Consider the following 25,472-nt stretch of genomic DNA (forward strand, 5'->3'; position numbering starts at 1 on the left):
TGTGATCGACAAGATCAATCGCGGGTTCGCTGAATTAATGAATGGCAGAAGAGAGTCGCTGGTAAGCGTTTGGAGTGTCTGCTTTCCTGGAGAAAGGAAGCAAGGTACAGGAAATAAAGTGGCCGCCAGTAAATCATTATTAGTGTAGGGCGTTCGCTGTACGGCCACAGGTCAGAGGGACCATTATTCTGTGGTTCTAAGTAGGCAATGAGTATAAAACTCGAATCGCGCTCCTGGACTCGTGGGCGCATAGTAGCGAGGCGATCCGAATTGATCCGTGAGAGAGATCGCACTAACTATTAACAAATCAGCGTAGGACGTAAATTGAATGACGTTTTCCACGCTAGGTCACATTTGTAACAACATATTTATCAGAAGGCAGTAAGGCATGACGACCACAAGCAGTGTTCAGGTAATTGCTCCACAAACACTCAACACCATGACGTTTCCACTTCATGGTGCGCGTTTAATTGAAGCATCGGCGGGTACAGGTAAAACATTTACCATCGCTGGCTTGTACTTACGCCTACTGCTCGGACACGGCACGGCAGCACCACAAGGTGAGCTCGCGGAAGCTACCCGACATCACGAGCCGCTCACTGTAGATCAAATCCTGGTCGTGACTTTTACCGAAGCGGCAACCGCAGAGCTACGAGATCGTATCCGTGCTCGAATCCATGATGCGCGCATTGCGTTTGCTCGTGGGCAAAGTGATGACCCAGTGATTGCTCCTTTGCTGCAAGCAATCGAAGACCACGCTGGCGCTGCGAAAACACTGCTCAATGCCGAAAGGCAAATGGACGAAGCCGCGGTATACACCATTCACGGCTTCTGTCAGCGTATGTTGACTCAAAATGCCTTCGAGTCTGGCAGCCGCTTTGATAATGAGTTTGTGACTGATGAAAGCCATCTTAAAGCGCAAGTGGTAGCCGACTACTGGCGTAAGCAGTTTTACCCGTTACCTATTCAACTGGCTGGTGAGGTTCGTAATATCTGGGGTTCACCGGCTGCATTATTAGCAGACGTCAATCGTTATCTGACGGGCTCTCCATTGAAGCTAACCGTCGACGCGATGTCGGGGGATTTGCAAACTCTGCACAACCAAAACCTAGATAAAGTGAAGCAACTTAAAGCGCTGTGGTGTGAGTCTGAAGCGGACTTTTTGGCTTTGATCTCTGCTTCGGATGTGAACAAACGTAGCTACACCAAGAAGTCTCTGCCGACATGGTTAGAAGCGGTGACAGCATGGGCGCAGAGCGACACTCATGATTATCAATATCCAGACAAGTTAGAAAAGTTCTCTCAAGCTACGTTAATCGAAAAAACACCGAAAGGTACCGCACCTCAGCATGCAGTTTTCGAAGCGATTGAGGATTTCTTAAATCACCCGGCTGACTTGAAAGCTCCGTTATTAGCGCATGCGATTACTCATTGTCGAACTATGCTAGCCAAGGCAAAACAGCAGAAGCAGTGGTTATCATTTGATGATCTACTGACTCAGTTATCTGCGTCGATCGATGTCGATGAGCAGTCATTGCTGGTGGAAAGAATTCGCACCTTATACCCAGTGGCGATGATCGATGAATTCCAAGATACCGATCCGCTGCAGTACAGTATTTTTAGCCGAATCTACCTCGATAACCCGCAGTGTGGTCTGTTTATGATCGGTGACCCGAAGCAGGCTATCTACGGTTTCCGTGGCGCGGATATCTTTACCTACATTAAGGCAAGAAACCAAGTTAGTGCTCACTATACGTTAGGGACTAACTGGCGTTCGAGTGCAGATATGGTCAGCGCAGTAAACCAAGTGTTTATGAATTCGGATAGCCCGTTTATCTACGATCAAGACATTCCATTTTTGCCCGTTGCTGCCAGTCCATCTGCTGACAAGCGCCAATGGGTGATGAATGGCCAGACTCAACATGCACTGACCTTTTGGCTGCAAGAGGCTGAAGACAAGCCATTGCCGAAAGGTGAATATCACAAGGCAATGGCAGAAGCGACAGCGAGTCAAATTCAAACCATTCTGACCGCTTCTCAAAACCAGCAAGCCTATTTTGATAACGGCAAAAAACAACATGCCGTGAATGCGGGTGATATTGCTGTCTTGGTTCGAACCGGTAGTGAAGGTCGTCTGATTAAGAACGCGTTATCCGAACAAGGCATCGCTAGCGTGTACTTGTCTAACCGAGATAGCGTGTTCACCAGTTTAGTCGCCCAAGATATTCAACGCTTACTGCAAGCGGTGTTGACGCCTGAAAACGACCGTGCGTTGCGCGCTAGTTTAGCCTCAGAGTTGTTTGCTTTGGATGCCGCATCATTGGATGAACTTAACAACGATGAAGTTGTGTGGGAAAACGTTGTTAACGAATTCCGAGAATATCGTAAGTTGTGGCTGCAACGTGGCGTATTACCAATGCTGCGTAGCGTTATTAGCAAACGCCATCTCGCGGAACGCTTATTAGAAGAAGAAAATGGTGAGCGCTCACTCACAGATTTGATGCACATTGGCGAACTGTTGCAACAAGCTAGGCAGGAGCTCGACAGTGACTATGGCTTGCTACGTTGGCTAGCAGAAGCGATCTCGGATGCTAAAAATGGTTTAGGTGGCAGTGAAGACGACATTCAACGCCTTGAATCAGAAAGAAATTTGGTTCAAATCGTTACCATTCACAAGTCGAAAGGTTTGGAATATGACCTAGTATTCCTGCCATTTGTTGCGAGTTACCGAGAAGCGAGTGAAGGCAAATTCTACGACCATGATTCAGATACCACAGTACTGGATATTACAGGTAGTGACAGTGCTTTAGCACAAGCCGATAAAGAGCGACTGGCGGAAGACTTGCGTTTGATTTATGTAGCGCTGACTCGTGCGGTTTATGGCTGTTTTATTGGTATGGCGCCACTGCGTAAAGGGCGTTCAACCAAAGAGCCGACAGGTGTGCATTTGAGTGCGATGGGCTATTTGGTTCAAAACGGTCAAGAGCAAGGCATTGCCGAATTGCATCAGGCCCTTGCAGCCATTGAGGGCAAGAACTCCAGTGTGCTGTTAGCCGAAACACCTATCGCTCATGATCATGTTTTTGTACAAACAGAACAAGTGAGTGACGACTTACATGCTAATGAACTCAAGGCTTCAATCGACCGAGCTTGGCGTATCACCAGTTATTCGGGGCTTGTAAAGCAAGGCAGTCACGGTGCGAGTCATGACGCGACCATTGAGGTGTCTGGCTTTGATATTGATTCGGCTGATGAGCAGGATGAGTCTGAGTTGATTGAGCCTGAACGCTCTATCTTTACGTTCCCTCGTGGTGCTCGCCCAGGTACTTTCTTGCACACCTTGTTTGAGGAGGTTGAATTTACCGAGCCAGCAACCAGTGAACATAACACGCAAGTAATCACTCACTTATTAGAATCAGAGCAATATGAATTAGAGTGGCTACCTGTGCTTCAGCAACTGGTCGATACAGTGCTGAACACCGCATTAGACGGCAAGAACTTAAAACTAAGCGAGAAAGACTCAACACAACGCTTAGTTGAGATGGAGTTCTTACTGCCAATTGAAGTATTGGCCTCATCAGAGTTGAATCAAACCATTCAATATCATGATCCATTGTCAGCCAAAGCGGGCGACCTAGGTTTTCAAACCGTGCAAGGTATGCTGAAAGGCTTCATCGATTTGGTGTTCGAGCATCAAGGTAAATACTATGTTCTTGACTGGAAATCGAATCATTTAGGTGATGATGTTGCCGTCTACCATGGCGAGGCATTGAAATCGGCGATGGCTGACCACCGTTATGATCTGCAATATCAGATCTATGCATTGGCGCTGCACCGTTTTTTGCGTAGTCGTGTTGCCAATTACAGCTACGAACAACATTTTGGCGGCGTGTACTACTTGTTCTTACGAGGAATGGACGGTCAATCTCAGCAAGGTATTTTCTCGGCGAAACCAACACTGGCGTTACTTGATGAAATGGATCAATTGATTGACGGTAAAGTGATAGACAGACGTTCAGCACAATTGAATGACGATGAAACTGGACAGATGGGGCTTTTATAATGACAACAACGACCACTAATACCAGCATAGAAACAGCGAACACAACGAAGCCAGTTTCACTTATTCCTGAGCAATTTATGGATGTACTCAAGTTTCTTGCAGATAAGGGTTCGATTCGTCAGTTGGATTATCAGTTTGCCCGTTTTATTGCTCAGCAAGCCACGAGTTACTCTCAAGAGATCGGCTTTCTCGCTGGGGTAGTGAGCCATGAATTAGGCAAAGGACACATTTGTACTCAGCTTATACAGCAGCATACGATAGGCCCTGCACAAACGGCAGATATAGCCCAGTTACTTGGGTTGTACGGTGAAACGGCGCTGCAATTGAATCAAAAGCTATTAGGTATTGATTGGGTGACTGTTTTGCAATCATCTAACCTCGTTGGCGCAACTAATGACTGTGTTAAGCCTCTGATGTTTGATGGGCAGCGCGTCTACTTACAGCGTTACTGGAACTATGAAGTTGTGCTGGCTGACACCTTAAATCGTTTAAGTAAGCCGGTAGAGTTCAATATTGAACAGAAAAAGGCGCTGACGGAAACACTCAATCAGCTTTTCGCACGTAGTTATCACTTTCTGTTTAACGCCTTAGCCAAGGCTGAAACAAATCAGCAGACGTCTCAGGTACTGCGCCAACAGTTGGTGTGTGATCATCTTGATATTGTCGATGAGCAATCTTTGAATTGGGGCGCAATTGACCAAGCGATTGTTCAAGCCAAGCAGGTAACGGACTTAGATGTTCTAGACAGCTTGGTACCACTATCGGCATGTTTAAACTGGCAAAAAGTGGCAGCAGCAGTAGCTCTAAGTCGTCGCTTTGCAGTGATCTCTGGTGGGCCGGGTACTGGTAAAACAACCACGGTAACCAAATTACTGTCAGCGATGGTCGAGCAATCACTAAGCCAAGGTAAAACGCCAACGATAAAGCTCGTGGCACCAACGGGTAAAGCGGCGGCGCGTTTAACTGAATCGATCGGTAAAGCGATTGAACAGTTACCATTAGCGCCTGAAGTGAAGGCCAACATACCGACTGAATCGAGTACTTTACATCGATTACTCGGCGCGATTCCTAATCGAGCGGAATTTAGACATAACCGACGCAATCCACTTCACCTTGATATATTGGTAGTGGATGAAGCTTCGATGGTTGATTTATCGATGATGTATAAGCTGGTGGATGCGCTCCCTGGACACGCAAGGCTGATTCTGCTTGGGGATAAAGACCAACTGGCTTCCGTTGAGGCCGGTGCAGTTTTAGGTGATATCTGTTCATTTAACTCTACAGGTTACAGCAGCGCGCAAGGCAACTTGATTGCGGAGATGACTGGCTTTGATGCGATAGCTAAGACACCACAAGCAAAAGCGGGAGCCGTTAATCCTCCGGCGATTGCTGACAGCCTATGTATGCTGCAGAAGAGTTACCGTTTCGATGCGCGCTCAGGTATTGGGCAGTTGGCAAAAGCAATCAATAACGGCTCTGCGAATCAAGTAGACCAAGTGTTTGCCAAAGGGTTTGGCGATATCGAAAATCATCCTCTATCGAGCGATAGCTATAACTTGATGCTGCGTACCTTGGTTAATGAGTATGGTGCGTATCTCAATCGAATGAATGTACCGTTGGAAGAGTTAGAAACTCAAGAAGCGAGAGCCAAATCGGTACTCGATTTGTTCAGTCAATGTCGACTGCTGTGTTCTATTCGTGAAGGCGATTTTGGTGTTAAAGGCCTCAACCATCGTATTGAGAGGGCGCTTGCCGCAAGGCGTTTAGTGAATCCACACAATGATGAATTGTGGTATCACGGGCGACCTGTAATGGTAACGCGTAACGATCATGGCTTGGGTTTATACAATGGTGATATTGGTATCTGCATGCTTGAATCGGATTCAAGCCACTCTGACTCTGCACCTAGATTGAAGGTTTATTTTGAGTTGCCCGATGGCAGCGTAAAGGCGGTGCTACCAAGCCGAGTGCCCGATCATGAAACGGCTTATGCGATGACGATTCACAAATCGCAGGGCAGTGAATTTGATCTGACCTTAATGATCCTGCCGCCAGATTTCAGCCCAATTTTGACGCGAGAGCTTATATACACAGGTATTACGCGTGCGAAGAAACGACTGATGATGTTCAGTGATACTAACGTATTAAAGCGTGGAATTAAGGTGAAAACAGAGCGAGTGAGTGGTTTAGGAAGCCGCTTAACTAGCTAAAGGTGATAGAGGTACATGTACAAAGCAACCATCCCTGGTTGCTTTGAGCGTGCTAGGAATCAGTGCCTAAAAACGCTCGAGTAAACGATATGTGGTTTATCTTGTATTTTGCTTGGCAATTCAAAATAAACTCTTTTAGATTCTCGCTCACAGGGAATACGCAGTGTACGTCTAGCCCTTCTAAGAATTGGTTATCAGCCATATCCCAAAAACTTTGCAGCGAGTTACAAACAATGGTTCTCATATCAATGTTGCTCTTTTTGCTGTTTATATCAACGACCAGACATCAATCGCCTGCTGATCATTAACGGGTATAGCAATCCGTGCAGTAACCACTTCGATTCGCTCAAATGATTTGTGTCATAGGGCGGTCGATGTGGTCATTCCAATAAAAACATTTGTTATTTTGTTAAAGCGACCAAATTCTATACAATTTTGTTTGTGAGTTAAAGTGCATACCTAATAAATCTCATATAGAAAACGATTACATTTGCAATTATTTTTCCTTTGAAGTGAGATTTTAGTCCAAAACTTTATTTACACATTTAACGCTAAGATTTTTGAGTTACGTTGATAGTTGTACAGCCCCTGTTTTTCCATCGGTAGCTCATCAACTCCGATCTCGTAAAATCCTTGTTCACGGAACCAATGCAGGCTATGTGTGGTTAAAACGAAAATTTGGTCGATATCACGAGACTTCGATTGATGACGCATGTAGTCCAGTAATATTTGCCCGCGGTTGCCATCACGATAATCAGGATGAATAGCCACGCACGCCATCTCCGCCATATGATCTTCCGGGTATGCGTAAAGCGCTGCGCAACCGATAATCAACCCATCTTTTTCAATAATGGTAAATCGGTGGATCTCTTGCTCTAGCTGTTCTCGAGAGCGGCGCACTAAGATGCCTTGTTCTTCAAGTGGACGAATGAGGTCAAAGATGCCGCCAATGTCGTCGATCTGAGCTTGTCTTACTTGCTCGGCGCTCGCCATCACTACTTGGGTTCCAATACCATCGAAAGAGAACAGCTCTTGGATCAGGGCGCCATCCACTTTGTAGCTGATTAAGTGGCAACGAGGCACGCCTGCACGACAAGCGGAAATTGCTCCTTTTAGGAAGCGCATGGTCCCGGTGCTCATGTCTTCAACTGGATTCTGATCTTCGGTTAAGCGTGCAAGAATCTGTTTAGCATCTTTAGGAAAGAGCTCGGCGAGCACATTGCCGTTTTGATCTGTCACCCCTTGTTCAGAGCAGAAACCAATGAGCTTGTCGGCTTTTAAACGAATTGCTACTTGGGTTGCGACCTCTTCAGAGAGTAGGTTAAAGCTTTCGCCTGTCACGGAGCTGGCAATAGGGCCAAGCAACACGATAGAACCTTGGTCGAGTGTGCGATTAATCCCTTCGATATCGATTCGACGAATACGTCCGCTATGGCAATAGTCGGTGCCATCATCAACCCCTAGCGGCTGTGCCGTAATGAAGTTACCACTCATCACATTGAGTTGAGTGCCTGCCATCGGAGTATTGTTCAAACTCATCGAAAGTCGAGCAGTGATGGCAAGTTGAAGCTGTCCAGCAGCCTGCATAGCGACGCCCAAAGAATATTCATCAGTGACCCTAATATTCTTGTGATAAGGCGTATGGCAATCTTGCTTGGCGAGCAATTGGTTGATCTGCGGTCTTGCCCCGTGAACGAGAACAATTTTTACTCCAAGGCTGTGGAGCAAGGCTATATCACTAATAATGTTACCAAAGTTCCTGTCGGCAACGGCTTCGCCTCCCAACATAATGACCATGGTTTTGCCACGGTGAGCATTTACGTAAGGGGTTGATTGTCTGAAACCTTTTACTAGCGCTGTACTTCTTAATTTCACAGAACAAGTCCATTTGTTTATTTATTCGATAATTTAGCATTTAAATTCAAATTTAAACAACACCTTTTTGGAATAAAGCGCAAACTATTCTCATCTAAGCTTCATTATATAAAGTGTCTCAGTGTAGAATGCGCACAGCATCTTCATGAGTAGTAACCGAATGCCACAAGCTTCCGCACAAAAGAATAAAATCGATGAGATAACCAAAGGCCTTTACAGTGAGGCTGAGCAGCGCAACCAATCTCCATTGAAGCGTAAGATCATAGAGCGTTGCCTGATGGTATTGGCTCTGGTTGGTTCGTTTGCTGTCGTATCGCTATTTGGTGATGTCATCACACGGCTACAAGATGCAGCAACGCCAAATCATTTGTTGTATGGTACTTGGATTGAGCAAGATGTGGCTCATTATGCGACGGATGAGTTTGTGTTGAATGCCAATGGAGTGTCTGTTGCCGGATCGATTATCGCGACCAGTTTTGAATTCGATGGCAACTACTTCGAGTATAAAGCGGGAGAGCAGACGTACCGCTTCCGTATGACCAATTCTGACAACACAGAAATGACGCTGGATTCAGAGAGCCATTACAACCCAGTATTTCGCCTTAAAGGTCATATCGATCACTCAGTTCGATAGGTTATCTTCTTGTAAACTCTTACAAACTAAGATTGTGTTATCGGACCGTTTTTGTCATCCTCGATGCATAGAATTTTTAGGATGACTCTTGTGATTAAAAAATGGCTTCCCCTTGTCGCTGCCTCTGTCTTATTTGGCTGTGCTCAACCCACCGATCTCGCTCAACAACACTTTGATGATGAATTTCCTCGCACCTTAAACAAGGTCGATCAGGTTGAATCCAATAAACCAAGAGACTACACCGCATTTGCTGAGCAGGCTGAAATGGTGGTGTCTAAATCTCCTTCGATGGCGAAAATCTACGAGCCGCTATACAAGCAACTTAATGAGTGGGCGATGCTAAGTGGTGACCCAAGTGAACTCGCAAACTTTGGTGTTCAAACAGCTCAACTTGGTGGTGGTGATAAGCAGGGCAATGTGCTTTTCACCGGTTATTTCTCTCCAGTAATGGAACTGCGCCATGAAGCGAATGAAGAGTACCGTTACCCGGTGTATGGTCTGCCAGAGTGCGATAAAGAGTGTCCAACTCGTGAAGAGATCTACAATGGCGCATTAGAAGGTCAAGGTCTTGAACTTGGCTACGCTGCCAACCGTATCGACCCGTTCATGATGGAAGTACAAGGCAGTGGCTTTGTACACTTTGGTGATGATGATACCTTGCAGTATTTTGCTTACGCAGGAAAAAACAACAAAGCTTACGTGAGTATTGGTCGTGTGTTGATCGAGCGAGACTTGGTTCCCCGCGAGAAGATGTCATTGAAAGCGATCAAAGAGTGGGTGTTGGCGAATGATCCTGAAGTGGTCAAAGAGCTGTTAGAACAAAACCCATCTTTCGTTTTCTTTGAAGCAAGAGATGACCTATCGGTAATGGGTAGCGCGGGAATCCCTCTTTTACCAATGGCTGCAGTCGCAGGTGATCGCTCTATCTTACCAATGGGAACGCCGATTCTTGCAGAAGTACCACAGTTAAATGCCGACGGTACTTGGAGCGGAGCACACCAATTAAGATTGTTACTGGTTCTAGATACGGGCGGCGCGGTTAAGCAAAACCACTTGGATCTTTACCACGGTATGGGACCACGCGCAGGTACTGAAGCGGGTCACTACAAACATTTTGGCCGAGTGTGGAAATTGGGTTTAGACGGTAGTGCGACTGAAGCGCCTTGGGCTTTACCACCTGAAAAGGTCGAGTAAACGACAATAAAATAGGGCATTGAAAGCGAATCGCTAATCCCCTAGACTTTTTATTCAAGAGTGCGTATAAAACGCACTCTTTTCTTTTTCTCAGAAATAAATTGGCGGCAACAATGCGTGAATTGACCACTCCAGCTTCAGAAAACTATGACCAACGATTCGGTGGCACTCGTCGCCTGTATGGTAATAGTGAAGTCGATATACTTAGAGCGGCACATGTGTGTGTGATCGGTATTGGTGGCGTCGGTTCATGGGCGGTTGAAGCGCTTGCGCGTACTGGCGTGGGTGAGCTGACATTGATCGATATGGATGATGTGTGTGTGACGAACATCAACCGTCAGATTCACGCAATGTCGGGCACGGTCGGCAAGAGCAAAATCGAAGTGATGGCCGAGCGTGTTAAGCTGATTAACCCTGAGTGTAAAGTTAACCTGATTGACGACTTTATTGGTCCTGATAACCAGGCTGAATACCTGTCGAAAGAGTTCGATTTTGTGCTGGATGCGATCGATAGCATGAAAGCTAAAGCTTCGTTATTGGCGTATTGCCGCAGTAATAAAATCAAAGTGATCACCACTGGTGGCGCGGGTGGTCAAATCGACCCAACGCAAATTAAAGTGGCCGATTTGACTAAAACGATTCAAGATCCATTAGCGAAGAAACTGAAAGATACGCTGCGTCGTCATCATAACTTCCCTAAGAATCCTGCGCGTAAGTTTGGCATCGATTGTGTATTCTCGACTGAGCAGCTTAAATATCCTCAAGCGGATGGCAGTGTATGTGCTGCGAAAGCGACAGCCGAAGGTCCAAAACGTATGGATTGCGCGACAGGTTTTGGCGCTGCAACTGTAGTAACGGCGACGTTTGGCTTTGTTGCTGTTTCGCGCATAGTAGAAAAGCTCATTCAAAAGCACACTAAGTAACGTCTTCTATTCAATTAATAATCGACTGGATATTAAAATGACCACATTCCCAAGCTCTCCATTCGGTACTGAAATTACCAGTGATGATATCATCTCCAAGATGCAGACATTTAGCGGCTGGGAAGACCGTTATCGCCAAGTGATTCAATGGGGTAAGAAACTGCCAACGATGCCTGATGAACTGAAAAGTGAGCAGGTGATTGTCTCTGGCTGTGAAAGCCAAGTGTGGTTGGTTTCTCTGAATATCGATGGTGTTTGGCACTTTTGTGCTGATTCTGATGCGCGTATCGTTCGCGGTCTGATTGCATTAGTGATGGCTGCGTATGATGGAAAAACATCAGAGCAGGTTCAAGCGTTCGACATTGATGGCTATTTCGACAAGATTGGCTTGATTACGCATTTGAGCCCTTCCAGAGGAAACGGACTTAAAGCGATTGTTGAGCAGATCAAGAACCTCGCTAGCTCGTAACTGTCCCAATACTTTTTCACAATATTGCTTTAAAGAGATTGCAGATACTTTGTTCCTCAGTTCTGGAATGACGATTTCTAACTATATTTCGTCATTCCCTAAAGCGACGAAGGGGCATAATAAGGAATCTCGTTTGGATAGTATTGCTATTAGAGATTCCAGATACTTCGTTCCTCAGTTCTGAAATGACGAATTCTAATGGTGTTTCTCGTCATTCCCTAAAGCATATCAACGGCTTTTTCTATCGCCGCTACGAGCTTTTCAACATCATCCATGTTGTTGTAAATACCAAATGAAATTCGCACAGTTCCTTTTACTTTGAGTGCATCCATTAATGGGTGTGCACAGTGATGACCAGCACGAACGGCAATACCTTGTTGGTCGAGTAAGGTCGCAATATCTTGATGGTGAACGCCATCCATCACAAAAGTAATTACGCTCGAATTGGGCTTATAACCGAGTATTTGGATGTCGTCCAATTGACTGAGTGCTTGATAAGTTTTGTGTTGTAGCTGGTGGATATGATCTTCCACGTCTTGTTGTTCGAACTGATGTAACCACTCGATTGCTGAACTTAAAGCGATGGCACCTGCTACGTTTGGTGTGCCTGCTTCGAACTTACCAGGCAGTTCAGAAAACGTGGTGCCAGAAAAAGAGACGCGTTCAACCATTTTGCCACCGCCATGCCATGGCGGCATCGCTTCGAGCAATTCTAGTTTGCCGTAAAGCACACCAATCCCTGCAGGGGCATAAAGCTTGTGCCCAGAGAAAACGTAGAAATCCGCACCTAAAGCAGCAACATCAACTGGCTCATGAACAATGCCTTGTGCGCCATCGACCACAACAATCGCATTCATCTTGTGTGCTTTTTCGATAACTTGCTCAAGCGGTTGGCGAGAACCCGTTACATTGGTTATCTGAGCCAGAGCTACGATCTTGGTTCGTTCAGTCAACAGTGCATCAAAAGCAGCAAGGTCGAATTCGCAGTCAGATGTCATTGGGATTTTGATGATCTTAGCACCGGTTTGTTCTGCCACAATTTGCCAAGGGACAATGTTGGCGTGGTGCTCCATTTCGCTCACCAGGATTTCATCGCCCGGTTGGAGGGTACTTCTAGCGTAGGTTTGAGCGATAAGGTTGAGTGCTTCGGTGGCACCGCGAGTCCAGATAATCTCTTTCGATGAGGTTGCGCCAATAAACTGAGCGACCTTGTCTCTAGCTGCTTCAAATTGGCTGGTAGCGTGCGCGGTTAAACTATGACTGCCACGATGAACATTGGCATTCTGCTTGGAGTAATATTGGCTAATGGCATCAATAACTACCTGAGGTTTTTGTGTCGTTGCCGCGCTGTCTAAGTAAATCAATGGTTGTTGATTGATGGTTTGGGATAGCGCAGGAAACTGCTCTCGGATGTGATTGATATCAAGCATCTATTCTTACCTAAATCTTGGAAATTGGTGCCAGCGTAATGCTAAGCGGTATCATTATTTTATCGCGACTTGTTAACCGTTGCTGACTAATCTTGATGATTCCAGCTATTTTCTTGCTCTTTGACCTGATCGAACAGCTTTTGGTTAACGGGAACTTCTATCTGATGCTTATTTGCTGTTTTTATCAGGTGTCCAGTGATGAAGTCGATCTCAGTCTTTCTTTGATAAAGCATATCTTGCTTCATTGAAGAGTTGTTCTTTGCCGTCGCTTGAATAACTTTGTTGACGTTAGTTTCCAATTCGTCGAACGAGCAACTAATGCCCTCTGCCTGCATAACTTGCGTCAGCTCTTCAATGATTGCGGTTAGAGTATTACCAAAGCGTGGTTCGGACAGCTCTCCATTCTTGATTTGCTCAAGGCCAGTTAGCGGGTTGATTGCACAATTGATTGCGAGTTTGGTCCACAAAGCGGTATGTATTTCTGGGTTCCAGCTGACGTTAGGCAATGCGTGATCAAGGACATCGACTAAGAAGGTGCATTTCTTTCCAGCTTGATTAAAAGCCCCTAACTGAGTTTGACCAGCACCAGTGTGAATCACATGATTGCGGTCGGGTTTGAATGCAGCTTGAGTGGTGGTCGCTAATATGACTGGATGAGTATTAACTTGATCAGCTATGGCTTCGACAGCGCCCATGCCGTTGTGCATGAACATTAAGATAGCATCGGAGTCGATATACTGAATAAGTGGTGTGATAGCATCTTCGACTTGCCAAGCTTTTACTGTGAAGAGCACCAAATCGCTTTCTGAAAGCTTGTCTTTGTCGTTATTGCTGAAGGAAATCGAAGCTTGTTCATCAAGAGATAGCTCAACAGAAGGTTCAGAAGAACGACTCCACAAAGACACATTATGACCAGCTTGAAGCAGTTTTATTGCCCATAAAGCGCCAATCGCTCCGGGACCAACAATAGTGATGTTCACAGCAATACCGAGATAAGAAAGTAATGCAGCAATGATAGCGAGGCATTAAATGAAAGCAATAAAAAATGGCACCCGAGGGTGCCATTTTGGAAACTTTCTTAGAAGTTCGATTAGAACTTGTAAGTTACTGCAACGTAGTGACCGAAGCCAGTAGTTTTACCAGCTAGACCGTCGTCTTTAAGACCGTAAACATCTTTGTAGCCTTTTAGACCGTAACCAACAGCGAAACGATCTGAGTGCCAGTAAAGACCATTGAACATAGCACCGCCATTCGAAGTGTTTAGTGCTTTGTTATCATCATCCATACCAAATTGGTAGTCGATGTAACCTTGGTAAGAGATGAATGAGCCGTTCTCAAAGAAGTAGAATGGTTTAAACCAGTTAGCCGAAACTTGGTAACCGTTCCAGTCTTTCTTGTTTGAATCGTATGTTCCGTAAAGGTTTAAGCCAACTTTACCAAACCAAGGAACCATCACGTCAGAACCTAGACCAATTTTTTGTGTGTTGGTTGTTTCACTTGGAACACAAGTTGATTGGTCTGGAGTACAGTTTGTAGCACCGCCGCCGCCCCATTCAACTAGAGTCGCAACGTATAGTTCTTGAACTGGACCGAAAGAAAGGTCTTTACCTGTTAGTCCGTCAAGAGACATACGAGGTGCAAACTTCATGAAGATTTTTTCTGCACCATCTTTGTCGCTGCCTGGATTAGACGTTAGGTTGAATACATCAACGTAACCGTATAGATCAAAAATGCCTGAACGACCGCCGAATTCCATTTCTAGGTAGTCATGAGATGATTCACCTGGAAGCTCATCGAAAGCACCCATTAGGTTAAATTGAAGCCACTTGTAATCGTTTTTGTGGATGTCGCCGTCAGAATAATCTGCTGCCATTACTGGAGCAGAAGTCGCTGCAAGTAGGCCAAGAGTTAAAAGTGATTTACGCATAATGGAACTCTCTATGTTTAAAATAAGTAACCCGCTAATCCGTGCGTGTTTATATGTCCGAATGCCGAGCATCATAGCGATTTTGTTCTCAAATAAAAGTGAGACAGAGTGAAAATTGCAATTATTAAAGTGAGATCGATCACACTAATGATCTAAATGATGGAACTTTAACGCGGCAATGCATCTTGATGCACCTCTAATTCTATTGATTTTGTGAAATTAGATTATTTTGTAGATAAATTGGTGAATAACCGCTCTAAGCAAACGATTATACTAAATAGAGTGATATGCATATCAAAATCAACAGTATTCCTTTCTATGTAATTTCACCTCCTAAAACGACTAAATCTCTCCACGGTTGGCTCGTCCCTTTGATCTATTTTTAACCAACTTCGTAATGGTGGTGGAATCAATTGATGAACAATCGGTGTGACGAGCAGCAGCCTTCAAAATTTTTGGTTTTGCTCAGAGCATCGAGAATAATAAAACGGTTCCCTGCACGAAACACCGACAGAGTGTGTTTTAAGATTTTTACTGAGCGTATCTTTTGTGTGACGAACCGGTCTAAATTTTGGAGAGAGACCGATGAAATATTCACCACTACTCGCTGTAGCGATTTCAGCACTGTTCATTCTTGGGTGTGACGACGATGACGAACCCACAACGCAACTTCAAGCCGTCCATGCATCTCCTGATGCTCCACTAGCGAACGTATTAATTGACAACCAAGCTCGTTGGAGCGGTGTAGATTATGCACAAGCCTCTGGTTATGCGGCGGTCAATCAAGGTCAGACATCTGTCCAGGTCGATGTACAACTCCCCGGTGATGCAGTGGCTACTGTTATCCCACAAAGCCAATTCGACTTGAGCGGTGATTTGGATTATACGGTTATGGTCGTTGGTGACGCTGATGGTTCGAACAACCCCGTGGAGGCCTTAGTAGTGACTCGTCCTGCTGAAGGGACCGCAACGAGTTCGACCCTAGACGTACAAGTAGTTCACGCTGCGACGGGTGTTGGCGATGTAAATCTGTATGTGACAGGACCGACTGATCCACTAGGTGCACCACTGGGGACCTTAGCGTACAAAGATTTCACCGATGTTCTAAACATCCCTGCAGGACAATACCGTGTGAGACTGGAAACGGTCAGTGGTAATGCTATCGCATTCGACTCAGGGGAGATTACTTTACCCGCAGGCAGCGAATTGACGATTGCCGCTGTGCCGAGAGCTGATTCGAATAGCGCCTCACCTGTGAAGTTAATGGTTATGGACGGTAGTGGATCTTCGTTAATCTATGACATGGCTGAAACCGCAGAAGTAAGAGTAGGGCATTTAGTAGATGGCGCTCCAGATGTAGATGTTTTTGTCAACGGAGCAGCATTTGCACCGCTAGCTGATTTGATGTTCAAGGAGATCCGTGGGTTTCTCGATTTAGCAGCTGGAAGTTATGACATTGACATCTTCGCTGATGGCACAACGACTAATGCATTGATTGATGCAGATGGGGTGGCTGTGTTTGCTGGCATGGATTACAGCATTTATGCGGTAGGGACCGTAACACCGCTGAATCTAGAGCCTTTGGTAGTTCCTGAAAACCGTCGTCCGGTGGCGACAAGTGCAGTGTTAAATATTACTCACGCTGCTGCTAACCCAATTGCTGCATCTGTGGATATCTACTTAACAGAAAATGTAGGCATTGCTGGAAGTACACCAGCGCTGAGTGATGTGAAGTTTAAAGATTATGCGAATGGCATCTATGTTGCAGCAGGGTCTTACTTTGTGACCATTACTGTCGCGGGTCAACCGTCGGTTGTGGCAATTGACTCTGCTCCAGCAACCTTGGCTGATGGTGTAGTTTATCAAGTTGTGGCGATAGATGATTCAGCCGGTACTGGCTTCAACCTTATCGTGAGTGACACAACAGACTAGCGCTTACGAAACCAAAGTAACAAAGTAAAAGAGGGTAGCGTGATGCTACCCTCTTTTTACGCTGTTTTCTTTTCTGTTATTCGTGGTTGTTTTTTGCTTTTTCTAATAAATCTGCGAAAAAGTGGCGCAGCGAATAGAGCATGATCAAACTTGGAATCACCATCAGTGCAGTCAATATAAAGAAGGTTGGCCAATCATTGAGGTAATCAACCAGCTCACCACTGAAGGAAGCTAAAGTGGTGCGGCCTAAATTCCCTAAAGAGGCAAGTAGAGCATATTGAGTCGCTGAAAACGCCTGTCCAGTTACTGCAGTCAAAAAAGAAACGAAGGCTACGGTTGAAAAAGCAGCTGTAAAGTTGTCAACCATAAGAGTGGCAACAAATAACTGTTCATTCGGTCCCACATGAGCGATCCAAGCAAACATTAAATTACTTGATGCCATCGCGACTCCGCCAATCATCAGCCCACGAACAATACCAAACCTTACATTGACCATACTGCCAATTAGCGTAAACAACATGGTCAGTCCCCAACCCACTAACTTTGAGTAGTAGCCAATCTGTTCATTGGAAAAGCCCACCTCTTTGTAAAACGTAATCGACATTCTCCCTAAGAAAGCTTCACCTATTTTAAAGAGAAAAACAAAGAGTATTAAAGTGAGAGCGACTCTCACTCCATTACGTTTAAAGAAATCCAAGAAAGGTTCTACGGTCGTAACCGTTAGCCAGACCAAAATGGGGTTTCCTAAAAGTCGGTTGTGACGGATCTCCGCTTCTGCTTGTAGGTTACTACGTTTGGTCTTAGGCTCCCCGACTAATAATGTGAACATCATGAGAACGACTACGATCCCAGCCATGCCGTAGTAAACACCATTCCAACCGATTGAATCTGCATTAATAAAGGCAAGGTAACCAGGTAGAGAGTAGCCAGTCCACCAACCAACGACAGCCATTGCAGAGGCTTGTGGTAGTTTTGAAGCTTCTGATTTTGGGAAGGTATCGATACGAAATGCATCAATCGCGATGTCTTGAGTGGCTGAGGCAATGGCAATAGTGAGCGCTAACATTGAGGTAAACGCCAAATTCTCAGCAGGATTGACGCCAGCAATGAATAAGGTGCTAACTAAGACAATAGATTGGCAGAAAAATATCCAGCTACGTCGTTGCCCTAAAATCGCGTGTAGCACCGGTAATTTGACTCGGTCTACCAGAGGTGCCCACAAAAAGTTAATAGCGTACACGGCAAATACACTACCAAAGTAGCCAATAGCAGCACGGGTTAAACCTGCGTCTTTAAGCCAGCCAGACATGTTGGATCCAATAAGAACCCATGGGAAGCCGCTTGAGCAGCCGAGCATGAACACCCACAGTAAGCGCTTATCGAGATAGCTTCGGAAAGTTTGCATCCAAGAAAGAGAGGGTGTGCCTAATGACATAGGTCGTCCTTGTATAGAAAAACGCCCTTAAGAAATAAGGGCGTTGCTTTAGATTACTTAAGAAGGGTTACTTTCGTGATGACAATTGGATCAACAGGGATATCTGCCATACGGCCCATTCGTTTAGTTGGTATGGTTGCCATCTTTTGAATTACGTCAAAGCCTTCGGTTACTTTACCAAATACTGCGTAGCCCGGGTTGCCGCCTTTCGCGTTTAGGAAATCGTTGTCTGCATAGTTAATGTAGAACTGACGAGTTGCAGAGTCTGGCGCGTTAGTACGAGCCATCGCGATCGTTGCTGTGTCGTTCTTCAGACCATTACTGCCTTCATTCTTGATCGGAGCATACGTTGCTTGTTGCTGCATATCTTGGTTGAAGCCGCCACCTTGCGCCATAAAACCAGGAATAACACGGTGGAAGATAGTACCTTCGTAACTGCCATCTGCTACGTATTTTAGAAAGTTCTCAGAACTAATTGGTGCTTGCTCTTGGTTTAGCTCGATCGTGAAGTCACCTAGCGTCGTTTCGACGTTTACTTTAGGACCAGCCCACACGCTCACGCTTACTAGCATTAGTGCGATAGAAGATAGAATACGACCCATTAGAAACGTTCCTTCATGTAAGTTTGTAGTTCTTGGTCATTAGCGATCTCTTTAAGCACTAAGTCGATAACGTCGTTAAGTACCATTGCGATATCGTCGTTTGATGCACTTAATGCACCAGTGCGAGTTGCTGTACCATTGAACGTCTTAACCAGTTTGCCTTCTGGTGTTTCAGCCGTAACTTCAAGTGTTACTTTACCGTCCATTTGGTTTTCCATAATGGTGTGTTCTACGGTAACTAGTGCTTCTTGAATCTCTAAAACAACAGAGTTTTCGCTGTTTACGCTGGCACGAAAGCCTTGAGACTCAAATTGCTGTGCGATAGCGTTCTCTAGAGAAATACGCATGTTCTGCTTAGCGTGAATTGGTTGAATGTTAGCGCGGCCGCTATCAACAAGTGCAACATACTGAGCAGCACGAACATCTTTACTGGTTAATGTGTATGTTTTGCCTTGTACTAGGTTGCTTGAGCTTAGTGAAGCTTCTGGCATTACATTTATCTGTTCTTGCTGAGGGGCTGAACATGCTGTCAAAGCCATAATAGAAGCAGCCAAAATCAGTTTTTTCATTCCTTTATCCTTTCTAAATTCACACCAGAAGCTCGGTATCTTAAATTCTTGTGAAGCAGTCTACTGCTTATTTGTTAAAATTCGCAGGTTCTCTTGTTGCTTGTAATATCTCAAATTTTTGGTTTAGTTCAAGCGTTTCAACGTTAGCTTCACCAAATAATCTTGCGAGTTTGACATCGTATCCGAGGTGTCGGTTGCCAATAACAATTAATTTGCCTCCATTGCTAAGAACATGCTTTGCATCACAGAACATTTGCCATGCAATGTGATCAGTAATTGCCTGTTGTTGATGGAATGGAGGGTTACACATGACTAGGTATGTGCTGTTTTTCTTAAAACCGTCTAAACAGTTGTTAGCAATGAACTGGAAGTTACCATCTTCACCAAGGTTATCTTTTATGTTTTGGCGTGCTGATTCCACGGCCATGAAGCTCTCATCAACACAAGTGATGCGAGCTTGAGGGTTCAACTGGCCTGCTTTAACACTTAAAACACCATTACCACAGCCAAGGTCGATAATATGACGTAGCTCAGGATCTTGAGGTATATGCTCTAGCATATAGCGCGCGCCTTGATCGAGTGCTTCCCCTGAGTAAACATTTGGTAAATTCTTTAGGCGGATATCTTCACCGTCGACATCCCATTCTACAAAAGGCTCAACTTTGTGAATTGGCTGGCAGTTTGGTGATGAGAACACCAAGCGGTGCTTTTTCTTTGCCAGTGACGTTTTGGTTTCACCCAAGTATTTCTCAAACAGATTCAGCGTTGATGTGTGAATCTCTTTTACCTTGTTGACACCGATCACTTGGCAACCTTCTGGTAAAGCTTGGCGCAACTGACTCAGTTGCCACACTAAATGGCGGTTGGTCTTTGGTAGCTGCATCAGTACCAGATCAATACCGTGAGGGATATCATCCATGGTGTTTAAAAAGTTGACTCGATTACACTGATTGCGCTGTAAGTTTTTCAGGCCGCCACGATGAGAGATAAATGAGTCGCTCATCATGGTCACATCGTGATCTTTTGAGAACCAAGCGGATAGGGCACCAAAGCTGTCGTTTAAGATCAGAATGTGTTTGCCAGGTTCAAGGTTCATCTCTTCAACATGGTTAATAATGTATTCGTCGCCCGCATCCCAAGCTTGAAGCGTTTCATTTGAACGTTTAGGGAAACGATGTAAGGTCAAAGTTCTATCGTGAAGGGTAAGTTCAGTTTTCATTACTTGGGATACTTATATGAGAAATAACAAAGATATTGTCTCAAATGCGGGCTGAACAAGATAGAGAAAACTCGACCAAACCTATGCTGTTCGCGATTAAATACTCAGACAGTAGCCTTGTTAGGGTTTATACTCACCCCACAGATAATGCCAACCCGTTATTAAGGAATCACAATGATCCAAGAAGTTATCGAAACAAAATTGCACAATGAGTTTTCACCAAGTCACTTGAATGTGGTTAATGAGAGCTACATGCACAATGTTCCGGCCGGTTCTGAGAGTCACTTTAAAGTGATTGTTGTGAGTGATGCGTTTGAAGGTTTGCGTCTTATTGCTCGTCACCGAGCGGTAAATAAAGCACTTTCAGAAGAGCTAGCGAACAATATTCACGCTTTATCTATTCATACTTATACAAAAGATGAATGGTTGAAGCAGCTCGATAACGTGCCAGACAGCCCAATGTGTATGGGTGGGGGCAAGTAATAAATTTAATACATATAAAAAGAGGTGGCTATGCCGCCTTTTTTATCGCCTAAATTATCTGTTTTTTGCCGTTATATCACTCAAAATGATGGTAAGTTAAACGTCTAAAAATACCTACAATGAGTAATGTTTTTATTAACAGTGTTTCAACATAACTCATAAAATAATAGTTTGTGACAGAGTGTTAATCTCTTGTTTAAAACACCTTTCAAAAGCCAATTTATCTGTGCGGCTCGTCAAATTTATACATATTTAAGAGTCCATATGCTTCAAATCTCACCAAATAAACGCGCTATTCAAGTTATTGGTCATGGCATCAAGATGTCAAAAAATGCTAGAATACGGCACCTGATAAATCTCACATGTTTTGTGTGAGAATTTTATTAAGATAATGTTGCGATTTTGGTATCTCAAATTTACCAAGACCGGACACAGTAATGTCGTGTCTAAGGGCGATCTTAAAACGTCCTGAATTTACGCAATTAAAAGAATCTTTTTCCCGATAAAGTAGTGCAAGTGCGTATGATTACAATAAAGAAGGGTTTGGATCTTCCTATCGCAGGAACTCCATCCCAGGTGATTAATGATGGTAAGTCCATCACTAAAGTCGCCTTGCTTGGCGAAGAGTACGTTGGTATGCGTCCTACGATGCATGCTCGCGTTGGTGATGAAGTGAAGAAAGGCCAAGTTCTTTTTGCTGATAAAAAGAACCCAGGTGTTGTATTTACTTCTCCAGCAAGCGGTAAAGTTATTGAAGTGAACCGTGGTGCTAAGCGTGTTCTTCAATCTGTAGTGATTGAAGTAGCAGGCAATGAGCAAATCACGTTCAATAGCTATGAAGCTAACCAACTAGCAGGTCTTGACCGTGAAACGGTTAAAGCTCAGTTAGTTGAGTCTGGCGCATGGACCGCTTTGCGAACTCGTCCGTTCAGCAAGGTTCCAGCAATCGATTCTGAAACTCAGGCTATTTTTGTAACTGCTATGGATACTAATCCGCTAGCAGCTGAGCCAGAATTAATCATTAACGAGCAGTCTGATGCTTTCGTTGCTGGTTTAGATCTTCTTTCAACTCTGACTAACGGTAAAGTGTACGTTTGTAAAAAAGGTACTAGCTTACCTCGTTCAGCTCAGTCTAACGTTGAAGAACATGTTTTTGATGGCCCACACCCTGCAGGTCTTGCAGGCACGCATATGCATTACCTATACCCGGTAAATGCAGAAAACGTAGCGTGGAGCATTAACTACCAAGATGTTATCGCATTCGGTAAGCTTTTCCTTACTGGTGAGCTTTATACCGATCGTGTTGTTTCTCTGGCTGGTCCAGTGGTAAACAACCCGCGTCTAGTTCGTACTCAAATTGGTGCTAGCCTTGAAGAGTTGACAGACAGCGAGCTAATGCCAGGCGAAGTTCGTGTGATTTCTGGTTCTGTACTAACTGGTACACAAGCAACCGGTCCACATGCTTACCTTGGTCGTTACCATCAGCAAGTTTCTGTTCTACGTGAAGGTCGTGATAAAGAGCTATTCGGCTGGGCTATGCCTGGTAAGAACAAGTTCTCTGTTACTCGTTCATTCCTTGGTCACCTGTTTAAAGGTCAGTTGTTCAACATGACAACGACTACAAATGGTAGTGATCGCTCAATGGTTCCAATCGGTAACTACGAGCGCGTAATGCCTCTAGATATGGAACCTACATTGCTGCTTCGTGATCTATGTGCAGGCGACGTTGATAGTGCACAAGCACTAGGTGCGCTAGAGCTAGATGAAGAAGATTTGGCATTGTGTACCTTTGTATGTCCAGGTAAGTACGAGTACGGTCAACTACTTCGTGAATGCCTAGATACGATTGAGAAGGAAGGGTAATTTTCATGGGCCTTAAAAAGTTTCTTGAAGACATCGAGCATCATTTTGAGCCAGGTGGCAAACACGAGAAGTGGTTCGCGCTTTACGAAGCAGCGGCTACAGTGTTCTACACGCCAGGTCTTATCACAAAGAAAAGCTCGCACGTTCGTGATAGCGTTGACTTAAAACGTATCATGATCATGGTTTGGTTCGCGGTATTCCCAGCAATGTTCTGGGGTATGTACAACGCGGGTGGTCAAGCTATCGCAGCACTTAACCATATGTACGCAGGCGCTGAACTAGCATCTGTTATCGATGGTAACTGGCACTACTGGCTAACTGAAATGCTTGGCGCCTCCTTAGGAGCCGATGCAGGTGTTGGCAGTAAGATGCTACTTGGTGCGACTTACTTCCTACCTATCTACGCAACGGTATTCATCGTTGGTGGTTTCTGGGAAGTTCTGTTCTGTATGGTGCGTAAGCACGAAGTAAACGAAGGTTTCTTTGTTACTTCTATCTTATTCGCGCTCATCGTTCCGCCAACACTTCCTCTATGGCAGGCAGCTCTAGGTATTACCTTTGGTGTTGTTGTTGCTAAAGAGATCTTCGGTGGTACGGGTCGTAACTTCCTAAACCCTGCGCTTGCTGGCCGTGCGTTCCTATTCTTTGCATACCCTGCACAGATTTCAGGTGACGTAGTTTGGACTGCTGCAGATGGTTTCTCTGGTGCAACTGCTCTTAGCCAATGGGCTCAAGGCGGCGGTAGCGCACTAATGAACGTGACATCTGGTGAAGCAATCACTTGGATGGACGCATTCATTGGTAACATCCCAGGTTCTATCGGTGAAGTATCGACTCTAGCACTTATGATTGGTGCTGCGATGATCGTTTACATGCGTATCGCTTCATGGCGCATCATTGCTGGTGTAATGATCGGTATGATCGCTGTATCTACGCTATTCAACGTGATCGGTTCTGATACTAACGCAATGTTCAGCATGCCTTGGCACTGGCACCTAGTTCTAGGTGGCTTCGCATTCGGTATGTTCTTCATGGCGACAGACCCAGTATCAGCGTCATTTACCAACAAAGGTAAGTGGTGGTACGGCATCCTAATCGGCGCAATGTGTGTAATGATCCGTGTAGTTAACCCTGCATACCCAGAAGGCATGATGCTTGCGATTCTATTCGCAAACCTATTTGCTCCTCTGTTTGACCACGTTGTAATCGAGAAGAACATTAAGCGGAGACTAGCTCGCTATGGCAAGTAATAACGATAGCATTAAAAAGACGCTGTTTGTTGTTATCGCATTGAGCCTAGTGTGCTCAATCATCGTTTCAACAGCTGCAGTTGTTCTTAAACCTAAGCAACAAGCTAACGCGGTTCTGGATCAACAAACTAAGATCTTAGAAGTTGCAGGTGTTGACCTTGAAGGTGACATCCCAGCGCTGTACGCAGAGAACATCGAACCTCGTCTAGTTGATTTCGCTACTGGTGATTTCGTTGACGGTGATGCTGCTGCATACGACCAACGTAAAGCGGCAAAAGATCCAGCTCAGTCAATCAAGCTTTCTGCTGAAGATGACATTGCTAAGATCCTTCGTCGTGCTAACACAGGTACTGTATACCTTGTGAAAGACGGTGCTGAAACTACTAAAGTTATCATCCCTGTTCACGGTAACGGCCTATGGTCAATGATGTACGCATTCGTTGCGGTAGAAACTGATGGCAACACAGTTTCTGGTATCACTTACTACGAGCAAGGTGAAACTCCTGGACTTGGTGGTGAAGTTGAGAACCCAACTTGGCGTGCTCAATTCGTTGGTAAGAAATTATTCGACGAAAACCACAAGCCAGCTATCAAGGTAGTTAAAGGTGGTGCTCCTGAAGGTACTGAGCACGGTGTTGATGGCCTTTCTGGTGCAACACTGACCAGTGTTGGCGTTCAACATACATTTGACTTCTGGTTAGGTGATATGGGCTTTGGTCCGTTCCTAGCAAAAGTTCGTGACGGAGGTCTGAACTAATGTCTAGTGCAAAAGAAATTAAAAAGAGCATTTTAGCGCCAGTATTGGATAACAACCCAATCGCGCTACAGGTTCTTGGTGTGTGTTCTGCTCTTGCGGTAACCACTAAGCTAGAAACAGCATTTGTTATGACTATCGCGGTAATGTTTGTTACTGCTCTGTCTAACTTCTTCGTTTCTTTAATCCGCAACCACATTCCTAACAGTGTGCGTATCATCGTTCAGATGGCAATTATCGCATCATTAGTAATCGTGGTAGACCAAGTGCTAAAAGCATACCTATACGATATCTCTAAGCAGCTATCTGTATTCGTAGGCCTGATCATTACTAACTGTATTGTAATGGGTCGTGCTGAAGCATTTGCAATGAAGTCTGCACCAATCCCATCTCTAATCGATGGTCTTGGTAACGGTCTTGGTTACGGTTTCGTTCTTATCACTGTTGGTTTCTTCCGTGAGCTTCTAGGCTCTGGCAAACTATTTGGTATGGAAGTACTACCTCTAGTGAGCAACGGTGGTTGGTATCAGCCAAACGGCTTGATGCTTCTAGCACCTTCTGCATTCTTCCTAATTGGTTTCTTGATTTGGGCAATTCGTGTGTTCAAACCAGAACAAGTAGAAGCGAAGGGGTAAGGTAG

General features: G+C 44.9%; 21 protein-coding genes. 12 read left to right on the forward strand and 9 right to left on the reverse strand.

Annotation, left to right across the window (positions count from 1 at the left end):
* Nucleotides 1-388: 388 nt before the first annotated feature.
* Together recB and recD are read left to right on the forward strand one after the other, a co-directional pair.
* The gene (gene recB, locus F0251_RS10290) at nucleotides 389-4,063 is read left to right on the forward strand and encodes an exodeoxyribonuclease V subunit beta (RefSeq protein ID WP_019823874.1); all 3,675 of its coding nucleotides are present in this window, start codon (nucleotides 389-391) and stop codon (nucleotides 4,061-4,063) included.
* Entirely contained in the window at nucleotides 4,063-6,273 is a 2,211-nt protein-coding gene (gene recD / locus F0251_RS10295) for an exodeoxyribonuclease V subunit alpha (RefSeq protein ID WP_019823872.1), read from the forward strand. The genes recB and recD overlap by 1 nt, the downstream gene beginning before the upstream one ends.
* A 52-nt stretch (nucleotides 6,274-6,325) precedes the next feature.
* On the opposite strand, the gene F0251_RS10300 is transcribed toward recD, so the two are convergent.
* Together F0251_RS10300 and argA are read right to left on the reverse strand one after the other, a co-directional pair.
* Complete coding sequence (locus F0251_RS10300; protein WP_008223046.1) at nucleotides 6,326-6,517, reverse strand: hypothetical protein; 192 nt, start codon at nucleotides 6,515-6,517, stop codon at nucleotides 6,326-6,328.
* Between the two features lie 293 nt (nucleotides 6,518-6,810).
* Nucleotides 6,811-8,148 (reverse strand): amino-acid N-acetyltransferase, encoded by a 1,338-nt coding sequence (gene argA / locus F0251_RS10305; protein WP_019823870.1) that lies wholly within the window; start codon nucleotides 8,146-8,148, stop codon nucleotides 6,811-6,813.
* A 160-nt stretch (nucleotides 8,149-8,308) separates the two neighbouring features.
* On the opposite strand from argA, the gene F0251_RS10310 reads away from it, so the two are divergent.
* The 4 genes from F0251_RS10310 to csdE all read left to right on the forward strand — a co-directional run bounded on the left by F0251_RS10310 (nucleotide 8,309) and on the right by csdE (nucleotide 11,368).
* Nucleotides 8,309-8,782 carry a DUF2850 domain-containing protein gene (locus F0251_RS10310; RefSeq protein WP_029405557.1) on the forward strand — a complete coding sequence of 158 codons (474 nt, stop codon included), beginning with the start codon at nucleotides 8,309-8,311 and terminating at the stop codon, nucleotides 8,780-8,782.
* A gap of 81 nt (nucleotides 8,783-8,863) precedes the next feature.
* Nucleotides 8,864-9,976 carry a murein transglycosylase A gene (gene mltA, locus F0251_RS10315; RefSeq protein ID WP_171730925.1) on the forward strand — a complete coding sequence of 371 codons (1,113 nt, stop codon included), beginning with the start codon at nucleotides 8,864-8,866 and terminating at the stop codon, nucleotides 9,974-9,976.
* A gap of 113 nt (nucleotides 9,977-10,089) precedes the next feature.
* Nucleotides 10,090-10,899 carry a tRNA cyclic N6-threonylcarbamoyladenosine(37) synthase TcdA gene (tcdA, locus tag F0251_RS10320; RefSeq protein ID WP_019823865.1) on the forward strand — a complete coding sequence of 270 codons (810 nt, stop codon included), beginning with the start codon at nucleotides 10,090-10,092 and terminating at the stop codon, nucleotides 10,897-10,899.
* Between the two features lie 37 nt (nucleotides 10,900-10,936).
* Nucleotides 10,937-11,368, forward strand: a complete 432-nt coding sequence (csdE, locus tag F0251_RS10325; protein WP_019823863.1) for a cysteine desulfurase sulfur acceptor subunit CsdE — start codon at nucleotides 10,937-10,939, stop codon at nucleotides 11,366-11,368.
* 218 nt (nucleotides 11,369-11,586) lie between these two features.
* Here the strand turns inward: csdE and csdA are convergent, their stop codons facing one another.
* The 3 genes from csdA to F0251_RS10340 form a co-directional block, all read right to left on the reverse strand.
* Nucleotides 11,587-12,798 carry a cysteine desulfurase CsdA gene (gene csdA / locus F0251_RS10330; protein ID WP_019823861.1) on the reverse strand — a complete coding sequence of 404 codons (1,212 nt, stop codon included), beginning with the start codon at nucleotides 12,796-12,798 and terminating at the stop codon, nucleotides 11,587-11,589.
* Nucleotides 12,799-12,884: 86 nt separating this feature from the next.
* A complete protein-coding gene (gene panE, locus F0251_RS10335; protein WP_019823860.1) occupies nucleotides 12,885-13,778 on the reverse strand; it encodes a 2-dehydropantoate 2-reductase in 894 nt (297 codons plus the stop codon).
* 110 nt (nucleotides 13,779-13,888) lie between these two features.
* Nucleotides 13,889-14,725, reverse strand: a complete 837-nt coding sequence (locus F0251_RS10340; protein WP_029405556.1) for an outer membrane protein OmpK — start codon at nucleotides 14,723-14,725, stop codon at nucleotides 13,889-13,891.
* 585 nt (nucleotides 14,726-15,310) lie between these two features.
* Here F0251_RS10340 and F0251_RS10345 point away from each other — a divergent pair.
* Nucleotides 15,311-16,657 (forward strand): DUF4397 domain-containing protein, encoded by a 1,347-nt coding sequence (locus tag F0251_RS10345; protein ID WP_171730926.1) that lies wholly within the window; start codon nucleotides 15,311-15,313, stop codon nucleotides 16,655-16,657.
* Between the two features lie 76 nt (nucleotides 16,658-16,733).
* Here the strand turns inward: F0251_RS10345 and F0251_RS10350 are convergent, their stop codons facing one another.
* From F0251_RS10350 to F0251_RS10365, 4 genes are all read right to left on the reverse strand, one after another.
* The gene (locus F0251_RS10350) at nucleotides 16,734-18,092 is read right to left on the reverse strand and encodes an MFS transporter (RefSeq protein WP_171730927.1); all 1,359 of its coding nucleotides are present in this window, start codon (nucleotides 18,090-18,092) and stop codon (nucleotides 16,734-16,736) included.
* A gap of 53 nt (nucleotides 18,093-18,145) precedes the next feature.
* Nucleotides 18,146-18,694 carry a peptidylprolyl isomerase gene (locus F0251_RS10355; protein WP_171730928.1) on the reverse strand — a complete coding sequence of 183 codons (549 nt, stop codon included), beginning with the start codon at nucleotides 18,692-18,694 and terminating at the stop codon, nucleotides 18,146-18,148.
* The gene (locus F0251_RS10360; protein ID WP_004737614.1) at nucleotides 18,694-19,263 is read right to left on the reverse strand and encodes a YajG family lipoprotein; all 570 of its coding nucleotides are present in this window, start codon (nucleotides 19,261-19,263) and stop codon (nucleotides 18,694-18,696) included. Before F0251_RS10360 ends, F0251_RS10355 begins: the two co-directional genes overlap by 1 nt.
* Before the next feature lie 67 nt (nucleotides 19,264-19,330).
* Entirely contained in the window at nucleotides 19,331-20,482 is a 1,152-nt protein-coding gene (locus F0251_RS10365; RefSeq protein ID WP_008223072.1) for a methyltransferase, read from the reverse strand.
* 174 nt (nucleotides 20,483-20,656) lie between these two features.
* On the opposite strand from F0251_RS10365, the gene bolA reads away from it, so the two are divergent.
* The 5 genes from bolA (at nucleotide 20,657) to F0251_RS10390 (ending at nucleotide 25,467) form a co-directional block, all read left to right on the forward strand.
* The gene (bolA, locus tag F0251_RS10370) at nucleotides 20,657-20,965 is read left to right on the forward strand and encodes a transcriptional regulator BolA (RefSeq protein WP_008223074.1); all 309 of its coding nucleotides are present in this window, start codon (nucleotides 20,657-20,659) and stop codon (nucleotides 20,963-20,965) included.
* A gap of 522 nt (nucleotides 20,966-21,487) precedes the next feature.
* Nucleotides 21,488-22,828 (forward strand): Na(+)-translocating NADH-quinone reductase subunit A, encoded by a 1,341-nt coding sequence (locus F0251_RS10375; RefSeq protein WP_032498707.1) that lies wholly within the window; start codon nucleotides 21,488-21,490, stop codon nucleotides 22,826-22,828.
* Nucleotides 22,829-22,833: 5 nt separating this feature from the next.
* On the forward strand, nucleotides 22,834-24,078 hold the full coding sequence (locus tag F0251_RS10380) for an NADH:ubiquinone reductase (Na(+)-transporting) subunit B (protein WP_048669180.1): 1,245 nt from the start codon (nucleotides 22,834-22,836) through the stop codon (nucleotides 24,076-24,078).
* On the forward strand, nucleotides 24,068-24,835 hold the full coding sequence (locus F0251_RS10385; protein WP_061033230.1) for a Na(+)-translocating NADH-quinone reductase subunit C: 768 nt from the start codon (nucleotides 24,068-24,070) through the stop codon (nucleotides 24,833-24,835). Before F0251_RS10380 ends, F0251_RS10385 begins: the two co-directional genes overlap by 11 nt.
* The gene (locus F0251_RS10390) at nucleotides 24,835-25,467 is read left to right on the forward strand and encodes an NADH:ubiquinone reductase (Na(+)-transporting) subunit D (RefSeq protein ID WP_008223083.1); all 633 of its coding nucleotides are present in this window, start codon (nucleotides 24,835-24,837) and stop codon (nucleotides 25,465-25,467) included. Before F0251_RS10385 ends, F0251_RS10390 begins: the two co-directional genes overlap by 1 nt.
* The last annotated feature ends 5 nt before the right edge of the window (nucleotides 25,468-25,472 follow it).

It is taken from the genome of Vibrio sp. 070316B (genome assembly GCF_013114115.1).
Classification (GTDB): domain Bacteria; phylum Pseudomonadota; class Gammaproteobacteria; order Enterobacterales; family Vibrionaceae; genus Vibrio; species Vibrio chagasii_B.

Bases quoted from the DNA above. Each gene is read 5' to 3' on its own strand.
- recB (WP_019823874.1), top strand. From the start codon at position 389: ATGACGACCACAAGCAGTGTTCAGGTAATTGCTCCACAAACACTCAAC.
- recD (WP_019823872.1), top strand. From the start codon at position 4,063: ATGACAACAACGACCACTAATACCAGCATAGAAACAGCGAACACAACG.
- F0251_RS10300 (WP_008223046.1), bottom strand. From the start codon at position 6,517: ATGAGAACCATTGTTTGTAACTCGCTGCAAAGTTTTTGGGATATGGCT.
- F0251_RS10310 (WP_029405557.1), top strand. From the start codon at position 8,309: ATGCCACAAGCTTCCGCACAAAAGAATAAAATCGATGAGATAACCAAA.
- mltA (WP_171730925.1), top strand. From the start codon at position 8,864: ATGACTCTTGTGATTAAAAAATGGCTTCCCCTTGTCGCTGCCTCTGTC.
- tcdA (WP_019823865.1), top strand. From the start codon at position 10,090: ATGCGTGAATTGACCACTCCAGCTTCAGAAAACTATGACCAACGATTC.
- csdE (WP_019823863.1), top strand. From the start codon at position 10,937: ATGACCACATTCCCAAGCTCTCCATTCGGTACTGAAATTACCAGTGAT.
- csdA (WP_019823861.1), bottom strand. From the start codon at position 12,798: ATGCTTGATATCAATCACATCCGAGAGCAGTTTCCTGCGCTATCCCAA.
- F0251_RS10340 (WP_029405556.1), bottom strand. From the start codon at position 14,725: ATGCGTAAATCACTTTTAACTCTTGGCCTACTTGCAGCGACTTCTGCT.
- F0251_RS10345 (WP_171730926.1), top strand. From the start codon at position 15,311: ATGAAATATTCACCACTACTCGCTGTAGCGATTTCAGCACTGTTCATT.
- F0251_RS10350 (WP_171730927.1), bottom strand. From the start codon at position 18,092: ATGTCATTAGGCACACCCTCTCTTTCTTGGATGCAAACTTTCCGAAGC.
- F0251_RS10355 (WP_171730928.1), bottom strand. From the start codon at position 18,694: ATGGGTCGTATTCTATCTTCTATCGCACTAATGCTAGTAAGCGTGAGC.
- F0251_RS10360 (WP_004737614.1), bottom strand. From the start codon at position 19,263: ATGAAAAAACTGATTTTGGCTGCTTCTATTATGGCTTTGACAGCATGT.
- F0251_RS10365 (WP_008223072.1), bottom strand. From the start codon at position 20,482: ATGAAAACTGAACTTACCCTTCACGATAGAACTTTGACCTTACATCGT.
- bolA (WP_008223074.1), top strand. From the start codon at position 20,657: ATGATCCAAGAAGTTATCGAAACAAAATTGCACAATGAGTTTTCACCA.
- F0251_RS10375 (WP_032498707.1), top strand. From the start codon at position 21,488: ATGATTACAATAAAGAAGGGTTTGGATCTTCCTATCGCAGGAACTCCA.
- F0251_RS10380 (WP_048669180.1), top strand. From the start codon at position 22,834: ATGGGCCTTAAAAAGTTTCTTGAAGACATCGAGCATCATTTTGAGCCA.
- F0251_RS10385 (WP_061033230.1), top strand. From the start codon at position 24,068: ATGGCAAGTAATAACGATAGCATTAAAAAGACGCTGTTTGTTGTTATC.
- F0251_RS10390 (WP_008223083.1), top strand. From the start codon at position 24,835: ATGTCTAGTGCAAAAGAAATTAAAAAGAGCATTTTAGCGCCAGTATTG.